This is a genomic window from Actinomadura sp. NEAU-AAG7, assembly GCF_018603865.1.
Lineage (GTDB): Bacteria > Actinomycetota > Actinomycetes > Streptosporangiales > Streptosporangiaceae > Spirillospora > Spirillospora litoris.
Genome location: NZ_JAHFZY010000006.1, coordinates 421,582 through 440,117, shown reverse-complemented (window position 1 = coordinate 440,117; position 18,536 = coordinate 421,582). Strand labels below are relative to the sequence as shown.

18 protein-coding genes are annotated in these 18,536 nt (G+C 74.2%); 13 read left to right on the top strand and 5 right to left on the bottom strand.

Annotated features, from left to right (window positions below):
* Positions 1-43: 43 nt before the first annotated feature.
* From KLI87_RS28395 to KLI87_RS28385, 3 genes are read left to right on the top strand one after another with little or no spacing between them, the layout of a single operon-like run.
* The gene (locus KLI87_RS28395; protein WP_308166258.1) at positions 44-1,303 is read left to right on the top strand and encodes a SpoIIE family protein phosphatase; all 1,260 of its coding nucleotides are present in this window, start codon (positions 44-46) and stop codon (positions 1,301-1,303) included.
* A complete protein-coding gene (locus KLI87_RS28390) occupies positions 1,300-3,024 on the top strand; it encodes an ATP-binding protein (RefSeq protein WP_214619382.1) in 1,725 nt (574 codons plus the stop codon). The genes KLI87_RS28395 and KLI87_RS28390 overlap by 4 nt, the downstream gene beginning before the upstream one ends.
* Positions 3,021-3,473: a response regulator gene (locus tag KLI87_RS28385; RefSeq protein ID WP_156216503.1), complete on the top strand. Its 453-nt coding sequence runs from the start codon at positions 3,021-3,023 to the stop codon at positions 3,471-3,473. The genes KLI87_RS28390 and KLI87_RS28385 overlap by 4 nt, the downstream gene beginning before the upstream one ends.
* A 61-nt stretch (positions 3,474-3,534) precedes the next feature.
* Here KLI87_RS28385 and KLI87_RS28380 read toward each other — a convergent pair whose 3' ends face one another.
* Positions 3,535-3,894 (bottom strand): STAS domain-containing protein, encoded by a 360-nt coding sequence (locus KLI87_RS28380; RefSeq protein WP_156216504.1) that lies wholly within the window; start codon positions 3,892-3,894, stop codon positions 3,535-3,537.
* Between the two features lie 24 nt (positions 3,895-3,918).
* Between KLI87_RS28380 and KLI87_RS28375 the strand changes: the two genes are divergently transcribed.
* The 4 genes from KLI87_RS28375 (at position 3,919) to KLI87_RS28360 (ending at position 9,161) form a co-directional block, all read left to right on the top strand.
* Positions 3,919-5,694: a cryptochrome/photolyase family protein gene (locus KLI87_RS28375; RefSeq protein WP_308166257.1), complete on the top strand. Its 1,776-nt coding sequence runs from the start codon at positions 3,919-3,921 to the stop codon at positions 5,692-5,694.
* 112 nt (positions 5,695-5,806) lie between these two features.
* Entirely contained in the window at positions 5,807-6,583 is a 777-nt protein-coding gene (locus KLI87_RS28370) for a carotenoid biosynthesis protein (protein ID WP_308166256.1), read from the top strand.
* Positions 6,571-8,037, top strand: coding sequence for an NAD(P)/FAD-dependent oxidoreductase (locus KLI87_RS28365; RefSeq protein WP_214619380.1), 1,467 nt, complete (start codon positions 6,571-6,573; stop codon positions 8,035-8,037). The genes KLI87_RS28370 and KLI87_RS28365 overlap by 13 nt, the downstream gene beginning before the upstream one ends.
* Positions 8,034-9,161 carry a glycosyltransferase family 2 protein gene (locus tag KLI87_RS28360; RefSeq protein ID WP_214619379.1) on the top strand — a complete coding sequence of 376 codons (1,128 nt, stop codon included), beginning with the start codon at positions 8,034-8,036 and terminating at the stop codon, positions 9,159-9,161. Before KLI87_RS28365 ends, KLI87_RS28360 begins: the two co-directional genes overlap by 4 nt.
* Here the strand turns inward: KLI87_RS28360 and KLI87_RS28355 are convergent.
* Positions 9,112-9,708 (bottom strand): glycerol-3-phosphate acyltransferase, encoded by a 597-nt coding sequence (locus KLI87_RS28355; RefSeq protein WP_214619378.1) that lies wholly within the window; start codon positions 9,706-9,708, stop codon positions 9,112-9,114. The two genes, KLI87_RS28360 and KLI87_RS28355, sit on opposite strands and share 50 nt — an antisense overlap.
* On the opposite strand from KLI87_RS28355, the gene KLI87_RS28350 reads away from it, so the two are divergent.
* Positions 9,683-10,402 (top strand): spheroidene monooxygenase, encoded by a 720-nt coding sequence (locus KLI87_RS28350; protein ID WP_250904298.1) that lies wholly within the window; start codon positions 9,683-9,685, stop codon positions 10,400-10,402. The genes KLI87_RS28355 and KLI87_RS28350 overlap by 26 nt on opposite strands.
* A gap of 5 nt (positions 10,403-10,407) precedes the next feature.
* On the opposite strand, the gene KLI87_RS28345 is transcribed toward KLI87_RS28350, so the two are convergent.
* The 3 genes from KLI87_RS28345 to crtI are packed head-to-tail and all read right to left on the bottom strand — an operon-like array spanning position 10,408 to position 13,785.
* Positions 10,408-11,382 carry a phosphate acyltransferase gene (locus KLI87_RS28345; protein ID WP_156216509.1) on the bottom strand — a complete coding sequence of 325 codons (975 nt, stop codon included), beginning with the start codon at positions 11,380-11,382 and terminating at the stop codon, positions 10,408-10,410.
* A gap of 1 nt (position 11,383) precedes the next feature.
* The gene (locus KLI87_RS28340; RefSeq protein WP_214619377.1) at positions 11,384-12,289 is read right to left on the bottom strand and encodes a phytoene/squalene synthase family protein; all 906 of its coding nucleotides are present in this window, start codon (positions 12,287-12,289) and stop codon (positions 11,384-11,386) included.
* The gene (gene crtI / locus KLI87_RS28335) at positions 12,286-13,785 is read right to left on the bottom strand and encodes a phytoene desaturase family protein (RefSeq protein WP_250904297.1); all 1,500 of its coding nucleotides are present in this window, start codon (positions 13,783-13,785) and stop codon (positions 12,286-12,288) included. Before crtI ends, KLI87_RS28340 begins: the two co-directional genes overlap by 4 nt.
* A 342-nt stretch (positions 13,786-14,127) precedes the next feature.
* Here crtI and KLI87_RS28330 point away from each other — a divergent pair, with 342 nt between their 5' ends.
* From KLI87_RS28330 to KLI87_RS28310, 5 genes are all read left to right on the top strand, one after another.
* Positions 14,128-15,354, top strand: coding sequence for an NAD(P)/FAD-dependent oxidoreductase (locus KLI87_RS28330; protein ID WP_308166254.1), 1,227 nt, complete (start codon positions 14,128-14,130; stop codon positions 15,352-15,354).
* Between the two features lie 129 nt (positions 15,355-15,483).
* Positions 15,484-15,807, top strand: coding sequence for a DUF3140 domain-containing protein (locus KLI87_RS28325; protein WP_214619375.1), 324 nt, complete (start codon positions 15,484-15,486; stop codon positions 15,805-15,807).
* Between the two features lie 228 nt (positions 15,808-16,035).
* Positions 16,036-16,959 carry a MerR family transcriptional regulator gene (locus KLI87_RS28320; protein ID WP_156216513.1) on the top strand — a complete coding sequence of 308 codons (924 nt, stop codon included), beginning with the start codon at positions 16,036-16,038 and terminating at the stop codon, positions 16,957-16,959.
* Between the two features lie 103 nt (positions 16,960-17,062).
* Positions 17,063-17,560 (top strand): RNA polymerase sigma factor, encoded by a 498-nt coding sequence (locus tag KLI87_RS28315; protein WP_214619374.1) that lies wholly within the window; start codon positions 17,063-17,065, stop codon positions 17,558-17,560.
* Positions 17,557-18,525, top strand: a complete 969-nt coding sequence (locus KLI87_RS28310; RefSeq protein WP_214619373.1) for a DUF523 and DUF1722 domain-containing protein — start codon at positions 17,557-17,559, stop codon at positions 18,523-18,525. The genes KLI87_RS28315 and KLI87_RS28310 overlap by 4 nt, the downstream gene beginning before the upstream one ends.
* The last annotated feature ends 11 nt before the right edge of the window (positions 18,526-18,536 follow it).

Genomic DNA, 18,536 nt, shown 5'->3' with positions numbered 1-18,536 from the left:
CGCCGATGCGACCCGCGTCCTGGACCAGGGTTGGGAGAGAACTGTGGCCGGTCATCTGGACGCCGTCTCCCCCGAGACGGTTACATCCACGGCCGAGCGGGTCGCGGGGAACGCCGCCGCGTTCCCCGACGCCCCGCGTGATCTGGAGGGTCTGTCCGTGCTGCTCGTGGAGGACGACCCGGCCGATGCGATCCTGGTCGAGGACACCCTCGCCGACACCGGCATGCGCGTCGACCTGCGGTGGGTGCGGTCGCTTCCGGAGGCGCACGAGCCGCTGACCGCCTCCCCGGCCCCCGACTGCGTCCTGCTCGACCTGAACCTGGGCGAGTCGCAGGGGCTGTCGGTGCTGCGGCGGGTCCTCGGATGGGCGCCGGGCGTGACGGTGGTGGTCCTGACCGGGCTGGCCGAGTCGCAGGCCGGGACGGCCGCGGTCGCCGCGGGCGCGCAGGACTACCTGTTCAAGGGGCAACTGGAGCCGGACGGGCTCGGTCGGGCGATCCGGTACGCGGTGCAGCGCCGGCAGGCGCAGCAGGCGGTCGCGGCGCTCCAGGTCGAGCAGATGCGGGCGCAGGAGAACGCCCGGCTGGAGCGGGGGCTGCTGCCGACTCCGCGGGTGGCCGATCCGCGGCTGCGGGTGGTGGCCCGCTACCGGCCGGGACGGGCGCAGTCGCTGCTGGGCGGCGACTTCTACGACGTGATGGAGACCAGCGACGGGCGGGTGCACGCGGTGATCGGCGACGTGGCCGGGCACGACCCGGCCTCGGCGGCGCTCGGTGTCAGCCTGCGGGTCGGCTGGCGCTCGTTCATCCTGGCCGGGATCCGCGGGGTCCGGCTGGTCGAGCTGCTGGAGGATCTGCTGGTCGCCGAGCGCGACGGCACGGAGACCTTCGTCACGCTCACCACGGTGACGGCGCTCCCGGGCGATCCGACGGCGCGGATCGTGCGCGCCGGGCACCCGGGGTTCCTCGTCCACGGCGGCGGGTCGGTGGAGCTGGTCCAGCCGCCGGGCGGGCTCGGGGTCGGCATGGTCCCGGGGATGGGCGCCTGGCAGGAGCACGAGGTCTCGCTCCCGGACGGCGCGTCCATGGTGCTGTTCACCGACGGCCTGTTCGAGGGGCAGATCAGCGCCGACGGGCAACGCCTGGACGTCTCGGGGCTCGTCCAGATCGCGCGGCGCCACCGCGACCGCGCCCCCGTGCCCTTCGTCGACGCGCTCATCGCCGACGTCGAGACGGCGTCGGCTCCGCACGGCGGCCTCGACGACGATGTCGCCGTCATCCACCTGGGATGGACCACCGCATGAACGCTTCGAACGACACGGCCTCCGGTGCCCGTCCCGCCTCCTCTCCCGGCCGGCGGGGGCTGAGCGTCCGGTCGTGGTTCATGCTCGCCGCGCTGATCATCGGTGTGCTCACCCTGACCGCCGCGCTGGTGGTGCACTCCCAGCTCGAACGGACCAGCCGCGCCTCCGACCGGCTGGTGGACCGCATCGCGCCGGCCCAGATCGAGGCGGCCCGGTCGCAGATGGCCATGCTGAACCAGGAGACCGGCGTCCGCGGCTACGCGCTGTCCGGCGACCGGCAGTACCTGCGGCCCTACACCGATGGGCTGGCCACCGAGCGCGAGTCCACCGACCGGCTGCGCCGGCTGCTGGCGGACGAGCCGCGGCTGCTCGCCGACGTGGAGGCCGCGCAGCGAGCGATCCAGACCTGGCGCCGCGACTACGGCTCCGTCGTGATCGGGCAGGTCGCCGAGCGCGGCCCCGGGAAGGACGCGTCCGCCACCGCCTCCCGGGGCAAACCGGCCTTCGACGCCGTCCGCGCCACATGGGTCGCACAGAACGGGCACCTGAGCGAGGCACGCGCCGAGGGACACGCCGAGTTGCGGCACACCCGCACCGTGCGGAACTGGACGATGGCGGCATTGTTCGCGGTGCTGCTGATCACCGCGGTGCTGCTGGCGGGGCTGCTGCACTACACGGTGGGCCGGCCGCTGCGGATGCTGCGCGCCGCGTCCCGGCGGGTCGCCGACGGCGACTTCTCCCATGAGATCGAGGCGCACGGGCCCGCCGACGTCCGCGACGTCGCCGACGCGGTGGAGGCGATGCGGCAGCGCATCACCCACGCCCTGGAGGAGTCCACCGCGCGGGAGCGGCTGCTGCGGCACCGCACCGAGGAGCTGGACGCCCAGACGGTGGAGCTGCGCCGCTCCAACGCCGAGCTGGAGCAGTTCGCCTATGTCGCCAGCCACGACCTGCAGGAGCCGCTGCGCAAGGTCGCCTCGTTCTCCCAGATGCTGGAACGCCGCTACGCCGACCAACTGGACGACCGGGCCCGCCAGTACATCGGGTTCGCCGTGGACGGCGCCAAGCGCATGCAGGTGCTGATCAACGACCTGCTGACCTTCTCCCGGGTCGGCCGCCTGAACCAGCAGCGGCAGGAGACCGCGCTGCGCGCGCCGCTGGAACGCGCCCTGGACAACCTCGACGACGTCCTCACCGGGGCCGACGCCCGGGTCGAGGTGCCGGACGACCTGCCGACGCTCACCGCGGACCCGATGCTGCTGACGATGCTGTGGCAGAACCTCATCGGCAACGCGGTCAAGTTCCGGGATCCCGAGCGCCCGGCGGTCGTCACGATCGACTGCGCCCGGGAGGACGACCTGTGGCATCTGACGGTCACCGACAACGGCATCGGCATCGCCGCCGACTACGCCGAGAAGATCTTCGTGATCTTCCAGCGGCTGCACAGCCGCGAGGCCTACAGCGGCACGGGCATCGGCCTCGCGCTCTGCAAGAAGATCGTCGAATACCACGGGGGGAAGATCTGGCTCGACCCCGATTACCACGACGGAGCCCGCTTCCACTTCACCCTCGCCGCCCAGGCGGACACGGCCGATCCCGACGAACCCGAGCCGGCCGCCGACGAGGCCGACGCCCGACCGCGCACCGCGGACGCCGACCCCGCCAGTACGGTGAACGACGATCCGTCCTCCACCGCCGACCCGCAAGGAGCCACCCGATGAGCGATGCCGCCGTCCAGCCGATCACCGTCCTGCTCGTCGAGGACGACCCGGGCGACGAGCTGCTGACCCGCGAGGCTTTCGAGCACAACAAGGTCGGCAACTCCCTGCACGTCGCCCGCGACGGCGACGAGGCCCTGGACTTCCTCCACCGGCGCGGCCCGCACGCCGACGCGCCGCGTCCCGACCTGATCCTGCTGGACCTCAACCTGCCCAAGCGCGACGGCCGGGAGATCCTGGAGGAGGTCAAGTCCCACGCCGACCTCTCCGCCATACCGGTGGTCGTCCTGACCACCTCCGCGGCGGAGGAGGACATCCTGCGCAGCTATGCCCTGCACGCCAACGCCTACGTGACCAAGCCCGTCGACTTCGACCAGTTCATCAGCGCGGTCCGGCAGATCGACGACTTCTTCGTCACCGTCGTCCGCCTCCCCCACCGCGGGACTCTCTGAAGGCGTCGGCGCCTCCTCGGCGGAGGCCGGACGGCGGGGGAGGCGTCCTCTGAGGCGCGGCTCAGCTCGGGAGAGCCGACGCGACCTCGAAGACCCGTTTCAGCCCGGTCGTCTCCAACACCTGGGCGAACCGTTTGCGGGGCCGCAGCAGCACCAGCCTGCCGCCCTCGGCCCGGATCAGCTTGAGCGCGCGGATCAGCGAGTTCAGCCCGGAAGAGTCGCAGAACACCATGTCGGTCAGGTCCACCGCCACCTGCATCGGGTCGGCCCGCTCGATGGCGGCGGCGAGATGGGCGTTCAGAACGTCGGTGACGGTGAGGTCCACCTCGCCGACCACCGTGACCACCGTCCAGTCGCCCTGTTTGAGAACCTCGAACCTCGCGCCGGCCGGACGACGATCCACCTGTGCCCCCGTGAGCATCGCAGACTTCTCCCTTCCACCCGAATGACCTTGCCGCCACTGCGGAGAATAAAAGAGCTTCCTGGGGTTTCTTCTCCTTTCGGCCGGTCGCGGTCACCACGTCGACCGTCCGGCACCGCCTCGCGGCGGCCGAACGCCGACCTGCCACAGGCGCGAGGCCGCACCTGTCGGGGCGAGGTCGCCGGCCGTCGCGGAGGCGCCCGTCGTGACCCCGCTGGTTGGCGCGTCGCCTACGTCCGGCGCGGATCATGCCCCAGACTGGGCCGGGGTCCAGGTATTCGGGGGAATCACATGGGGACTCACGACCGTTCGCAGCCCGCGCTCCACTGGTTGTTCGGGGACCAGTTGGGCCCGCACTTCCTTCGGCCGAACAGCGACATCGTCATGATCGAGTCGCGGGGGGTCTTCCGCCGACGGCGCTTTCACCGCGCCAAGGCGCATCTGATGCTGTCCGCGATGCGGCACCGCGCGGCCGAACTCGGTGACCGGGTGCGCTACGTCCAGGCCGACACCTACCGCGACGGCCTGGCCCAGGCCGTGGGGGACGCGAAGGTGACCGTCCACCACCCCACCTCGCACGCCGCCCTCGGCTTCGTTCGGGACCTGCGGCAGGTCGAGGTGCTGCCGCCGCGCGGGTTCCTCGTCCAGCCGGAGGCGTTCAGCCGATGGGCGGAGTCCGTTCGCGGCGGACGGTTGCGCATGGAGGACTTCTACCGGCGGGTGCGCCGGGAGCACGACCTGCTGATGGACGGCGACCGACCCGCGGGCGGGAGGTGGAACATGGATGCCGAGAACCGCGAGCCCCCGCCCAAGGACGCGGCCGCCCTGCCGGTGCCGCCCCCTTACCGGCCCCGGGAGGACGCCATCGACGAGCAGGTCAGGGCCGATCTGGACCGGTGGGAGCGGAGCGGGGACGTCGCGTTCGTCGGCCGGGACGGGCCGCGCCGCTTCCCCGCCGGCCGCGCCGAGGCCCGGCGGGCACTGCGCGCGTTCGTGACCAGGCGGCTGCCCACCTTCGGCCGCTGGGAGGACGCGATGCTGGCCGGAGACTGGACGATGAGCCACAGCATGCTGTCGGCCTCCCTCAACCTCGGGCTGCTGGAGCCAGCCGAGTGCGTCGAGGCCGCCGAAGCCGCCTACCGCGCGGGCGATGCTCCGCTCAACTCCGTCGAGGGCTACGTCCGGCAGGTCGCCGGATGGCGCGAGTACATGTGGAACCTCTACTGGTACCTCGGCCCCGGCTACCGCGACTCCAACGCCCTGGGGCACCGCGCGCCGGTACCGGACTGGTTCGCGGACCTGGACGCCGACGCCGTCCAGGCGCGCTGCCTGTCGACCACCCTGGCGCAGGTCCGCGACCGGGGCTGGGTCCACCACATCCCCAGGCTGATGGTCCTGGGCAACCACGCCCTGCAGCGCGGCTGGGATCCGGCCGCGGTGACCGACTGGTTCCACCGCTGCTTCGTCGACGCCTACGACTGGGTGATGCTCACCAACGTCATCGGCATGTCCCAGTACGCCGACGGCGGCCGTGTCACCACCAAGCCGTACGCGTCCGGCGGCGCCTACATCAACACGATGAGCGACCTGTGCGGCCCCTGCGCCTACCGTCCCGCCGAACGCACCGGTGAGCGGGCCTGCCCCTACACCGCCGGCTACTGGGAGTTCGTCCACCGCCACCGTGAACGGCTGGCGCACAACCACCGCACCGCCCGCGCCGTCAAGCAGCTTGAGCGCCTCGGCGATCTCGACGATGTGCTGCGGAACGCCCGGCGGCGCGACCCGGACGCGGCGCCCTGAGCCCTGCGCGCGGAGTCATCGCACCAGCCGCACGGCCGCGGGCTGCCGCTGGTTCGCCGAGTTCTGCCGAACGGATGCGTCCGCGGAGTCGCCGGGCTCCGAAGGAACTGGTGTGGGATACGTGCGGAGGAGTCGGGACGAAACGGCGCCGACGGCTCTGGGGGCGGCCGGGGCCGGGTTCCTGGCCGCGATGGTGGCCGCACAGGTCGCGTCGGGGGTGCGGGCGGAGCCGGTCCGTCTGACCAGTGTGGTCGTGGTGCTGCTGGCGGCGAGCGCGGTGGCGTTCCTGGCGGCCCGGTGCGGACTTCGCCGGGCCTGCGGCGCCTTCCTCGCGGTGGCGGCCGCGGGGTACGCGGCCGAGTGGATCGGCGTGCGCACAGGTGTGCCGTTTGGGGAGTACGCCTACACGCCGGTGCTGAAGCCGCAGGTCGGCGGTGTGCCGATCGTCGTGGCGGTGGCCTGGGGCGGTATGGGGCTGGCGGCGCACGCGGTCGCGACGGCCCTGGCCCCGAGGCGCCGCGGGCGGCGGTGGGCGCTCGGAGCCGCGGCGCTGACGGCGTGGGATCTGTTCCTCGACCCGCAGATGCTGCGGCTGGGGTTGTGGACGTGGGCGGACGACGGCGCCTACCGGGGCGTACCGCTCAGCAACTTCGCCGGGTGGCTGCTGGTCTCCTTCCTGGTCATGGTGGTGATCGATGTGGTGGTCGGGCAGGACTCCGCGGGCGTGTCCCGGGGGCTCGTCGCGCTGTACGCCGTGATGGCGGCGATGGAGACGCTGGCGTTCGCGGCGGTGTTCGAGCCGCGGGACGTGGTCGTGGCGGCGGTCGGGGGCGTGTCGATGGGGGCGTTCGCCGTCCTGGCGTGGAGGCGGCGGGCATGGCAGAGGTGATCGTCGTCGGCGGCGGCGTCGGCGGGATGGTCTCCGCGCTGCTGCTCGCGCGGAACGGGCACGAGGTCCGGTTGTTCGAGCGGCTCGACCGGCTCGGCGGGAAGCTCGCGGAGCACGAGCGGGAGGGATTCGTGTTCTCGCTCGGACCGTCGCTGCTGACCATGCCCGGCCTGTTCAGGGAGCTGGGTGTCGGGTGCGCGATGGTCGAGCCGGAGGAGTTGTGCCGGTACCGCTTCGCTGACGGGTCGCGCCTACGCGCGTTGCGCGATCCGGCGCGGATGGAGGAGCAGGTCGAATCGCTGGCTCCGGGGCAGGGGCCCGCCTGGCGGGCCTTCCACGGCTGGGCGCGGGAGTGCCTCGCGGCGTCCCGGCGGACGTTCTTCACCGGGCCGCTGGGCCGCCGGCCCGAGCAGGCCAGGCTCGGTGACCTGCTCGCCGTCGCCCCGGGCCGGACGCTGGACGGGCTGGCGCGGCGCTTCTTCACCGACCCGAGGCTGCGCCAGTACGTGGGCCGGTACGCCACGTACGCGGGGTCGAACCCGTACCGGGCACCGGCCGCGCTCGGCTGTGTCCCGGCGATCGAGCACGGGGAGGGCGGCTGGTACGTGCCGGGCGGGCTGCCGCGGATCACCGCGGAACTCGGCGGGCTCCTGGCGGCGGCGGGCGTCGAGGTGCACCTCGGCGCCGAGGTGGCCGAGGTGATCGCCGACCGTGCCGCCGTGTCCGGCGTACGGCTGGCCTCGGGGGAGCGGGTGGGCGCGGACGCGGTGGTGGTCAACGCCGACGCGGCGGCGCTCTACGGCCGGCTGCTGCCGGACCGGCGCAGGCTGCGCCGGATCGCGGGGCTCGGCCTGTCGTCGTCGGTGCTGTTGCTGCTGGCCGGTGTGGAGGGCCGGACGGAGGGGCTGCCGCACCACTCCGTCGTCTTCTCGGCCGACTACCGGCGGGAGTTCGACGACATCTTCCGGCACCGGAGACCGGCGCGGGACCCCACCGTCTACATCGGCTGCACGGCGGTGGACGACCCGACGCAGGCGCCCTCCGGGGCCGAGAACTGGACCATGCTGGTCAACGTCCCGGCCGGGGACCCTGGCCGGTGGCCGATGCCGGTCGAGTCCTACCGGGACCTGGTGCTGGAGCGCCTGGCGCGGCGCGGGCACGACCTGTCGGGACGCCTGCGGTTCGTGGACCTGTTCACGCCGGCGGACCTGCGTGACCGGTACGGGGCCTGGGGCGGGGCGGTCTACGGCAGCGCCTACGGGGGCCGCCTCGCGCCGTTGCGCAGGCCCGGGAACCGGGGCCCCCGGCGCGGGTTGTACCTGGTGGGCGGCTCGGCGCATCCCGGCGGCGGGCTCCCGCTGGTCGCGATGGGCGGGCGGATCGTCGCCTCCCTCGTCGAGGAGGACTTCGGCCGCGCGCACCGTTCCGCCCGTCCGTGGGAGGCGACGGCATGATCGGGCCCCTGACCATCGCGCAGGCGGCCGCCGCCGGGGTCGTGGCGGCAAGGCTCGCCCGGGGGCGCGACCGCCCGGCGCCGCTGGCGCCCGGGGTCTCCGGACCGCCGCGGGAGGCGGTGTCGGTGGTGATCCCGGCCCGCGACGAGGAGTCCCGCATCGAGGACTGCGTCGCGCCGCTGCTCGCCGACCCGGCGGTCAGCGAGGTCATCGTCGTGGACGACGAGTCCGGCGACGGCACCGCGCGGCTCGCGAAGAGCCTGGGCGCCGTCGTCGTCACCGGCGCGCCGCCGCCGGACGGGTGGGTCGGCAAGCAGTGGGCGCTGCACCAGGGCGTGCGCGCGGCGGCCGGGCCGATCGTGGTCCTGCTGGACGCCGACACCCGTCCCAAGCCGGGGCTGTGCTCGGAGCTGGCGGCGTCGCTGGACTCCCACGACCTGGTGAGCGCGGGGCCGAGGTTCATCTGCGGCGGCGCGTCCGAGCAGGCGCTGCACGCGTCGCTGCTGGCCACGCTCGTCTACCGGTTCGGTCCCCCCGGGCCGCCCGCACGGCACCCGGACCGGCTGCTCGTCAACGGCCAGTGCCTGGCCTTCCGGAAGGCGCGGATGGTGGAGGCCGACGGTTTCGCGCGGGTCCGCCGCCACCTGACCGACGACGTGGCGCTCGGGCGGATGCTCGCGCGCGACGGCTGGCGGATCGCCTTCCGGGACGCGGGAGCCCTGCTGGAGGTGGACATGCACGAGTCGGCCGCCGGCGTGTGGCGCGACTGGGGCCGCTCGATCGGGCTGCGGGACGTGACCTCGGTGCCCCGCCTGGCGGGCGACCTGGGCGTGGTCTGGCTGACCGCCGCGCTGCCCGTCCTGCGGCTGGCGGCGGGGCGCCCCACCGCGCTCGATCTCGGCCTCCTGACGCAGCGGTTCCTTCTCGTGGCCGCGCTGCGCGGGAGCTACGCGCGCCCCGGGCCGGGCCTGGCGGCGTCTCCGCTGCTGGACGCGGTCGCGGCCGTCCGGCTGACGTGGTCGGTGCTGGCGCCGCCGCGCACCTGGCGCGGGCGCGGCTACGGCCGCGCGGCGGTCAGGCCCGGCGGCCGGCCAGCGCGGCCTGCCCGAAACGCAGCCCGATGAGGCACATCAGCGCCCCGGTGCCCGCGACCTGCTCGACCGGCGCGAAGAGCAGTTGCAGCACCGGCAGGGAGAACACCGCCAGGCGGGTGCCCCACGCGAACGAGCGGAGCGCCGTCCCGCCAATGGCGAGGAGGGTGAGGCCGAGCGCGAACGCCGGCGGGCAGATCACGGCGAACCCGCCGGCGAACGCCAGGACGGAGCGGCCGCCCCGCCACCCGGCGAACACCGGCCAGGAGTGCCCCGCCATCGCCGCGGCCACCGCGGCGTACACCGGCACGACGCTCGCGCCGTCCGGCACGCCCAGGGCGCCCGACTCGGCGCCGCTCACCAGCAGCCCCACCAGTCCGGCGGCGGTCCCCTTGAGCATGTCGCCGGCGAAGACGGGCACGGCGGCCTTCCAGCCGAGCCGTTCCATCATGTTCCAGAAGCCGGGGTTGCGGTCACCGACGTCGCGCGGGTCGAAGCCGTGCGCGCGTCCGACGAGCACCGCGACCGGCACCGAGCCGAGCAGGTAGCCGCCGATGACCGCCACGAGCACGGGGATCATCGCCTCATTTCACCTCATCAGATACGCGGGGCTGGACGCGATGCGGCACATGGCGTTCGACCGTCCGGTGCTGCGCGGCACCGGCGGGCTGCGGTTCTGGCGGCTCCTCGGCACGGGGAAGGGCCGGTCCATGAGCCTGGGCGCCGACCTGCGCCGCTGGGCGATGTTCGCGGTGTGGGACGGGGAGCCCGCGCTGGAGCGCTTCCTTGAGCGCTCGCCGGTGGCGGCGCGCTGGCGGGAGGATTCCGCGGAGGCGTGGCACGTCCGCCTCGCGCCGCTGTGTTCCCGCGGCGGCTGGGGCGGGGCCGACCCGCTCGCCGCGGCGGCGGCCGCTTCGCGCGCGGCGCCGTCCGGACCGGTGGCCGTGCTGACCAGGGCGTCGATCCGCCCGCGGCGGCTGGTGGGGTTCTACCGCTCGGTCCCCGACGTCGACCGCCTGCTGCGCCGCCAGGACGGGTGCCTCGCCTCGGTCGGCGCGGGGGAGTGGCCGCTGGCCCGGCAGGCGACCTTCTCGCTGTGGGACGGCGCGCCCGCCGTCGAACGCTTCGCCTATCGAACCTCCGCGCACCGCGAGGTCATCGGGCGCGTCCGGCGCGAAGGCTGGTACAGCGAGGAGTTGTTCGCGCGTTTCGTCCCGTTCGGGAGCCAGGGCACGTGGGACGGCCACGATCCGCTGCGTCCCGTCCGGGCCTGATCCGTTCACGTGGTCGATCCCGCGGGGCGATGGCCGTTCACCGCGGTCGGCGCCTCCCCGGCGGCCAGGTCGCGCGCCACCGCGCACGCGCGGGCGATGGCGGCCGCGTCGGACGCGCCGTGCGCGACGACGACCGTCCCGGCCAACCCCAGCAGCGCGGCGCCCCCGTGGGTCTCGGCCGCGTAGAGGCGCGCGACCTCCTCCAGCACGCCCGGGTCGCTGGTCCCGGCGCGGACCGCCAGCGCGCGGACGGCGCGGACGCAGCCCTCGATGTTCTTCAGCACGATGTTGCCGGTGAACCCGTCGGTCACGACCACGTCGACGGTGCCCGCGAGCACGTCGTGGCCCTCGACGTTGCCGTGGAAGCGGACCGGCAGGTCTGGTAGGAGCCGGGCGGCGTCCACGACGAGGCGGTTCCCCTTGCCCGGCTCGGAGCCGATGGACAGCAGGCCGACCGCCGGGTCGCGGACGCCGAGGACGTCGCGCGCGTAGGCGGCGCCCAGCGTCGCGAACTGCGCGAGCATCTCCGCCGTGGGGTCCGCGGTCCCGCCCGCGTCGACCAGCACGGTGGACCCGGACGTGGTCGGAAGCGCCACGGCCAGCGCCGGGCGCCGCACCCCCTCGCGCCGCCCGAAGGCGCGGACCGCGCAGGCCACCACCGCGCCGCTGGACCCCGCCGAGACGAACGGGAGCCCTTCCCGCCTGGCCAGCTCGCAGCCCACCATCAGGCTCGACCCCTGCCGGGAGGCGGTGTTGCCGCCCCGCTCCGCCATGGGGACGACCTCGTCGGCGTGCCGCACCTCCACCCCCTCGGCGGCGCCGTACCGCCGCAACCACCGCCGGATCTCGCCGTCCCGCCCGACCAGGACCACCCGCACCCCGTGCTCGCGGTAGGCCGCCAGCGCCCCCGGCACCGTTTCGGCCGGCCCGTGGTCGCCGCCCATCGCGTCCAGCACGACCCGCGGCCGTCGCCCGGCCATGTCAGGCGGTCCCGGCGGGGGAGCGCCGCTCGGCCCGGCCCGCGGCCGACGCGGCGAGCAGGTGCCGCGCGTAGATCGCGGCGCGCCGCCGGCGTGGCACCCGGGCCCGTGCGCCGAGGACGTCGTGGCCCGCCGCGGCGATCTGGCCCAGGATTCCGCCGTACAGCTCGTGGGCGGCGCGGATGCAGGGGCGGGAGGACGGTGCCAGCAGCTCGATGCCGTCCAGGGCGCGGCGGTAGTGGTCGCGGGCGCGGTCCGCCTCGAAGGCCACGAGCGCGCGCACGGCGCGGGTGCAGGCGCCGCCCGCGAGGTCGGCCTCGGTCACGCCGAACGCGGCCAGGTCCTCCTGGGGCAGGTAGACGCGGCCTCGTTCCAGGTCCTCGGCGACGTCCCGGATGAAGTTGGTGAGCTGGAAGGCGCGTCCCAGTTCACGGGCGGGCTCCCGCGCGGTCTGCTCGGCGCCCGGCACCGTCTCCAGGACGGGCAGCATCATCAGCCCGATGGCGGCGGCCGATCCCTCCATGTAGGCGAGGAGGTCCTCGTAGGTGGCGTAGCGGGTGACGGTCAGGTCGCTGCGCATCGAGGCCAGGAACGCGCTGATATCGGCGCGTTCCACCCCGAAGGAGCGCACGGTGTGCACGAAGGCGGGCAGCACCAGGTCGTCCACCGGCTCGCCCGCCGTGGCGGCGGCCAGCCTGGCGGTGACGCCGTCGAGCGCGGCGGCCCGCCCGGCCGCGTCGGCCGCCCCGCAGTCGTCGACGATGTCGTCGACGTGGCGGGCGAAGCCGTACAGCGCGTGCACGTGCCGGCGTTTCCACTCCGGCAGCAGCAGCGTGGCCAGATAGAACGAGCGGCCGTGCCGGGCGTTGAGGCGGCGGCAGTGCTCGTAGCTCGCGGTCAGCGTCATCGGCTGTCTTCCATGATGCGGTCGGCGGCCAGCCTCCCGGAGATCAGGACGGGTGGAACACCCACGCCGGGCGCGGTGTGCATCCCCGCGAAGTGCAGGCCCGGGACGCGGCGGCTGCGGCCCGACGGCCGGAACCACGCCGTCTGCCGGAAGCGGTGGTCCAGCGCGAACGGTGTGCCCGCCGAATGGCCGAGGCGGGCCCACGCCGGCGGGTCGAAGGTCGTGCTCGGCGCCGACGACAGGTCCCCGTATCCGAGGTCGGCCATCCGGCCCAGCAGGCGTTCCGTCAGCCGCGGGCCGAGCCGGTCCCAGTCGGCTCCGCCCGTCAGGTTGGGGACCGGTTCCAGGACGCTCAGGGTCGCGTGGTCCGCGGTCGCGGCGGCGCCGTCGGGCGACGGGCAGGTGACGAGCAGGCTCGGGTCGGGCTGCGGGCGCCCGGCCGCCAGCGCGTCGAACGCGCCGGCCCACCGGCGGCCGAAGTGGAGGGTGTGGTGCGCCCGGTCCGGCGGCCGCCGGGCGATCCCGAAATGCATGACCAGGCAGGACGGGGAGTACCGCGGCCTGCGCAGCCGCCAGTCCCGGGCCGCTTCGGGGAGCAGCCCGGCGTGCGCCCGCGGCAGGTCGCAGGCGACGACGACGTGGCTCGCGGGCAGCCGCTCGCCCCCGGCCAGCCGTACCGCCGTCACCCCGGACGCTCCGGCCTCCACCCGCTCGGCGCGCACGCCGTACCTGAGCGCCGCGCCGGCCTTCTCGGCCACGGTCGCCATCGCCTGCGGGATGGCGTGCATACCGCCGCCGGAGGGGAAGTACACGCCGCCGACGGTGTCCATGTGCGCGATGACGGCGTAGATGGCGAGCGCCTTGTGCGGGGGCAGCCCGACGTACAGCGACTGGAAGGTGTGCGCCCGGACGAGCCGCTCGTCGGTCAGGTGGGCGGCCACGTAGCGGTCCAGGCGCCGGAACCCGCCCGCCGCCGCCAGCCTGAGCAGCGCGTAGGGACGGGCCATACCGCGGAGCCGGGTCATGTCCGCGTCGATGAACGATGACCACTCCGCGTCGAACATCTCCCCGAGCGCCCGGCGGAACCGCAGATACCGCGCGGCCTCCGCCGGGCCGCACAGGTCCCGGACGTTGCCCGCCATCCGCTGCGCGCCTTCCACGACGTCCAGGCGGGATCCGTCGTGGAAGGCCAGCCGGTAGAACGGGTCCAGGCGCCGCAGCGGCAGCACGTCCTCCAGGTCCTCGCCCGCCGCGCCGAACGTCTCGGCGAGCACGTCCGGCATCGTCAGCACCGAGGGGCCGGTGTCGAAGCGGTAGGGGCCGACCTGCGCCGTGCCGCAGCACCCGCCCGGCTCGTCCGCGGCCTCGACCACCACCACCTCGCGCCCCCGCGCCGCCAGGTGGAGGGCCGCCGACAACCCGCCCAGTCCGGCGCCGACCACCACGACCGGATTCCGCGCCGCCATCAGCGCCGCCCGCGCTGACCGTCGCCCCATGCCACCCGAAGTCGGAAACGCACTGTTTCTCCATCGTCGTCCGTATAGGTTCTGCACTGTCCTTCGGGACGCGGCGTCCGGCCGGTTGCATCCACGCGGTGAGCGGCCCGCGGACGGCCGGACCGCCCACCTCAGCCGTGCGGCGTGCTGGTCGAAAGGTCCCCCTTCGGTCGGCCGCCCCGTACCCGGAGCCGATACGGGCAAGCGCGGGTTGCCGGAGTCTTGCGCGCCCGCATGCCCGCAGATGACCGGGCCCGGGAGGCGGGCGGGGTAACAGCCCCCAGGACGGGCATGGGTGACCCGGACCGCCCACTCGGGCGCGACACAGGAGATGGGGACCAGGTGGCTGATTCGGTGGTGGTGGTCGGCGCCGGGCTGGCCGGGCTGGCCTGCGCGGTGCGCCTGCACGAGGCGGGCGTCCCGGTGCGGGTGCTGGAGGCGTCCGACGGAGTCGGCGGACGGGTGCGGACCGACATCGTCGACGGCTTCCGCCTCGACCGGGGGTTCCAGGTCTTCAACACCGCCTATCCCGAGGCCAGGCGCGTACTGGACCTGGAGGCGCTGAACCTGCGCCCGTTCGCGTCCGGTCTGCTGGTCTTCCACGAGGGACGGCGTGAGCGCGTGATGCTCCCGTGGAGGCATCCCGAGCACGCGCTGAGCGGTGTCCTCGCCGATGTCGGATCCGCCCGCGACAAGGCGGCGCTGGCCGCGATGACCGCCCGTGACCTGGCGGTGCCCGGCTCCTGGATCCGGGACGGGGCCGAACGCGACACCGCCGCGGAACTGCGCCGCTGGGGGATCTCCGGCGAGATGACCGAGAAGCTGCTGCGCCCGTTCCTGGCCGGAGTGCTGCTGGAACGGAAGCTGGAGACATCGAGTCGCTTCTTCCATCTGATCTGGCGGTCGTTCGCGCGCGGCACCATCGCCGTCCCCGCGCGGGGGATGGGGGAGATACCGGCACAGCTCGCGGCCCGGCTGCCGGCGGGGACGGTGTCGCTGGAGACCCCGGTGCGGCAGGTCACCGACGAGGGGGTGGAGACGGCCGGCGGCGAGGCGATCAAGGCCGACGCGGTGGTCGTCGCGACCGATCCGGCAGGGGCGGCCGCCCTCGTGCCCGAGATCGAGGCGCCGGTGATGCGGGACGTCACGACCTTCTACCACGCGGCCCCGGAGTCCCCTCTGAACGAGCCCGTCCAGGTCCTGGACGCCGAGGGGGTCATCACCGACACGCTCGTCCTCACCGACGCGGCACCCGAGTACGCCCTGGACGGCGGCGCGCTCGTCTCGACCTCGGTCCTCGGCCTCGACGCCGACGAGGCGCGCGTGCGGGACCGGTTGGGCGACATCTACGGGGACACCGCCGCGTGGCGGCTCGTCGCCGCCTACCCGGTCAAGGCCGCGCTCCCGGCGATGCCGCCGCCGCTGCGGCTGCGCCGCCCGGTGCGGCAGCGCGCCGGGCGGTACGTCTGCGGCGACCACCGCGACACCGGATCCATCCAGGGCGCGCTGGTGTCGGGCCGCCGCGCGGCCCAGGCCGTCCTGGCGGACCGGCCGGGCGGTCAGAGCTGATCATCTTCCGTCGACCAGGCGTTCCGTGGCGACTACTCATCTCGGCGGCGGGTACCGCGAGCTCATGAGCAGGGGAAACGAGAAGGCCGTCCACAGGTGTTCCGCGCAGCGCGGGCGGGAGGGGTCCCGATGACCGATGAGGAGGCGGCGGACGAGTTCGGCAAGGTCGTCAACATGACGCCCAAGGAACTCGAACGCTGGCTGGAGACCGAGGAATCGCGGTCGGTCGGGCAGGCGGAGGGCGGTAAGGAGTCCACGGGCCATGCGTCGGGCCGCAGGATCGTCGAGCTGCTGCGGGCGAACCGGTCGGATCTGGGCGAGCAGGACTACGCGCATATGAACAAGGTGGTCGGCTACGTCCACCGCCATCTCGCGCAGCGTCCCTCCGGCGATGTCAGCGACACCAGGTGGCGCTACTCGCTGATGAACTGGGGCCACGACCCGCTGAAATGACCTTCGTGGACGAAGGCGACCGGCTCCTGCGGTCGCCGCCGCCGCGCTGACCGCCCGCTCTTCGGCTTCATCGTCTCGCCCTGCCTCGCGGTTCACGGCGCTGCTCGACCCGATGCGAAAGTCTGGCCGGAAACGCAACCGCCGGGGACGGTTCCGGCGAAGTTCTGGGAGATCGTACGCTGTGCGGTCGTAGCGACGCGCGGAGACCGGAACGCAGGGGCGGGGCCAATGGATCGGGAGCCCGGACTGGGTGTGGGCGCGGTGGCGCGGCACCTGGGCGTGGCGGCCGCCACGCTGCGCACCTGGGACCGCCGGTACGGCATCGGCCCCAGCGGGCGCAGCCCCGGCGGCCACCGCCGGTACACGCCCGCCGACCTCGCGCGGCTGGAGGCGATGCAGCGGTCGATCATCGCGGGCGCCCCTCCGGCGGAGGCGGCCCGGGCCGCGTTGAACGAGCCGCACGGCGCGCCGCCGCACCCCCGCGGGCACGGCGCGGGCGGCAACCGGGTCCCGCTGGGCGACCTGCCCGCCGGATCGGACCCCGCCGAGGTGCGGGGGCTCGCCCGTGCGGCGATGGCGCTGGACGCTCCGGCGATGGGCCGGGCGGTCCGGGCGGCGATCGCCGACAGGGGGGTCGTGGAGGCGTGGGACTGCCTGATCGTCCCGGTTCTGAAGGGGATCGGCCGCAAGTACGCGGCGTCGGGTGAGTGCGTGGAGGTCGAGCACCTGCTCTCGACGGTGCTGGTCGGCTGCCTGGTGGAGGTGGCGCCGCCCGCCCGGCCCTCGAACCCCCGTCCCGTGCTGCTGGCCTGCGCGCCGGAGGAGCAGCACACCCTGCCGGTGCACGCGCTGGCCGCCGCGCTCGCGCAGGCGGACATCTCCTCCGCCCTGCTCGGCGCGCGGGTGCCGGCGTCCGCGCTGGCCGCCGCGATCCGGCGGGCCGGGCCGAACGCCGTCCTCGTCTGGTCGCAGACCGCGCGGACCGGCGACGACCCCGGCTGGCTGGACGGGCTCCCAGGCTCCCGTCCGGCGGTGCGCCTGCTGGTCGGCGGGCCGGGGTGGAACCGTGGTCGGCTTCCGTCCTCCGCCCGGCTCGTGACCGACCTGAGCGAGGCGGTCACCGAGATCGGTTCCGCGTTCACGCGGCCCTGACCTGCGAAAAGATTCCACGGCCTTTAGGGCGCCTGGATTGCTTCCGCCCGCCGAATCGACTATGAACAAGTTTTGAAGCGATTTTTGCGGGCAGGTGGGGGCCATGACGCTCGGACAGCGACTCGGCCAGGGCGACGAGACGGCCCTTGAGGAGTGCTACGCCGTTCTCGGCCCCCTGGTCCGCCGGCACGTCCTCCGGCTGGTGCCATGCCACGCCGTGGACGACGTCGTGCAACTCGTCTTCCTGGAGGTCTGGCGGTCACGGGGCCGCTTCGACCCGGCACGCGGCCTGGAACCCTGGGTCCTGGCCATCGCGCGCAAGCGCGCCATCGACCAGTTGCGCGCCGAGTCGCGCCACTCACGCAGGGCGGTGCCGCTGGACGACGCCGCCCGAGTGCCCGACGCCGCTCCGGCCGTGGACACCGCGTGCGACGTCCGCAGGGCGCTGGCCGACCTGCCGGCTCCGCAGCGGCAGGCCATCGTGCTGGCCCACTACGGGCAGCTGACCCAGCGCGAGATCGCCGACCTGCTGGCCGTCCCGCTCGGCACCGTCAAGGCGCGCACCGCCCGCGGCCTGCACCGGATGAGGGACATGCTATGACCACCGCGCATCCACGCGCCCGGCTCGCGGTGTCCAGTTGCCTGCTCGGCGCCCCCGTCCGCTACAACGGCGGCCACAGCCGCGACCGGTTCCTCACCGACGTGCTCGCGCCCCACGTCGACTGGGTGCCCGTCTGCCCGGAGATGGAGATCGGGCTGGGCGCGCCCCGTCCCACACTGCGGCTGCACACCGGCGGACGCATCGTCACCAAGGACGGCGCCGCCGACCACACCGAGGCGATGACCGCGCTGGCCGGGAACCGCATCCCCGATCTCACCGACCTCGACGGGTACGTGCTCAAGTCACGCTCGCCCAGTTGCGGCCTGATGAACCTGCCGCGCTACGCCTCCGGGCGACCCGGCGAGCGCACCGACGGCCAGCCGGTGGACCGCCGCGGCCGCGGCGCGTTCGCCGAGGTCGTCACCCGGGCCCTCCCCGACCTGCCCGCCGAAGAGGACGGACGGCTCCACGACCCCGTCCTCCGCGAGAACTTCGTCGAACGCGTCTTCGCCCACGCCCGCCTCCGCGTCTTCTTCGCCGCCGACTGGCGCCCCCGCGATCTCGTCGCCTTCCACAGCCGCCACAAACTCCAGCTCCTGGCGCACGACCCGTCCGCCTACCGGGTGCTCGGCCGGATCGTCGCCCAGGCGGGAACCGCCGCCCGCGACGACCTGGAGACCGAATACCGCCGCCGCTTCAGCGAGGCGTTCGCCGTCCGTCCCAAGCGCGGCCGCCACGTCAACGCGCTTCAGCACATCCTCGGAATGCTGAGCGAGCACCTGAACGACACCCGCCGGCACGACATCCTGAACGCCATCGAGACCTACCGGCAGGGACGGGCACCGCTCAGCATCCCCATCGCCCTCCTCCTCCACCACGCCGAAGGCGAAGATCTCGACTACCTGGCCCAGCAGACCTACCTCGACCCCTACCCGGCCGACCTCGTCCTCCGCCACCACCTGTAGGCCGGGCCCTC

Coding starts and splice junctions, on each gene's coding strand:
- KLI87_RS28375 (WP_308166257.1), top strand. CDS start 3,919: ATGACCTTGCCGCCACTGCGGAGAATAAAAGAGCTTCCTGGGGTTTCT.
- KLI87_RS28360 (WP_214619379.1), top strand. CDS start 8,034: ATGATCGGGCCCCTGACCATCGCGCAGGCGGCCGCCGCCGGGGTCGTG.
- KLI87_RS28310 (WP_214619373.1), top strand. CDS start 17,557: ATGACCACCGCGCATCCACGCGCCCGGCTCGCGGTGTCCAGTTGCCTG.
- KLI87_RS28320 (WP_156216513.1), top strand. CDS start 16,036: ATGGATCGGGAGCCCGGACTGGGTGTGGGCGCGGTGGCGCGGCACCTG.
- KLI87_RS28385 (WP_156216503.1), top strand. CDS start 3,021: ATGAGCGATGCCGCCGTCCAGCCGATCACCGTCCTGCTCGTCGAGGAC.
- KLI87_RS28390 (WP_214619382.1), top strand. CDS start 1,300: ATGAACGCTTCGAACGACACGGCCTCCGGTGCCCGTCCCGCCTCCTCT.
- KLI87_RS28315 (WP_214619374.1), top strand. CDS start 17,063: ATGACGCTCGGACAGCGACTCGGCCAGGGCGACGAGACGGCCCTTGAG.
- crtI (WP_250904297.1), bottom strand. CDS start 13,785: ATGGGGCGACGGTCAGCGCGGGCGGCGCTGATGGCGGCGCGGAATCCG.
- KLI87_RS28350 (WP_250904298.1), top strand. CDS start 9,683: ATGACCGCCACGAGCACGGGGATCATCGCCTCATTTCACCTCATCAGA.
- KLI87_RS28365 (WP_214619380.1), top strand. CDS start 6,571: ATGGCAGAGGTGATCGTCGTCGGCGGCGGCGTCGGCGGGATGGTCTCC.
- KLI87_RS28355 (WP_214619378.1), bottom strand. CDS start 9,708: ATGATCCCCGTGCTCGTGGCGGTCATCGGCGGCTACCTGCTCGGCTCG.
- KLI87_RS28345 (WP_156216509.1), bottom strand. CDS start 11,382: ATGGCCGGGCGACGGCCGCGGGTCGTGCTGGACGCGATGGGCGGCGAC.
- KLI87_RS28380 (WP_156216504.1), bottom strand. CDS start 3,894: ATGCTCACGGGGGCACAGGTGGATCGTCGTCCGGCCGGCGCGAGGTTC.
- KLI87_RS28325 (WP_214619375.1), top strand. CDS start 15,484: ATGACCGATGAGGAGGCGGCGGACGAGTTCGGCAAGGTCGTCAACATG.
- KLI87_RS28340 (WP_214619377.1), bottom strand. CDS start 12,289: ATGACGCTGACCGCGAGCTACGAGCACTGCCGCCGCCTCAACGCCCGG.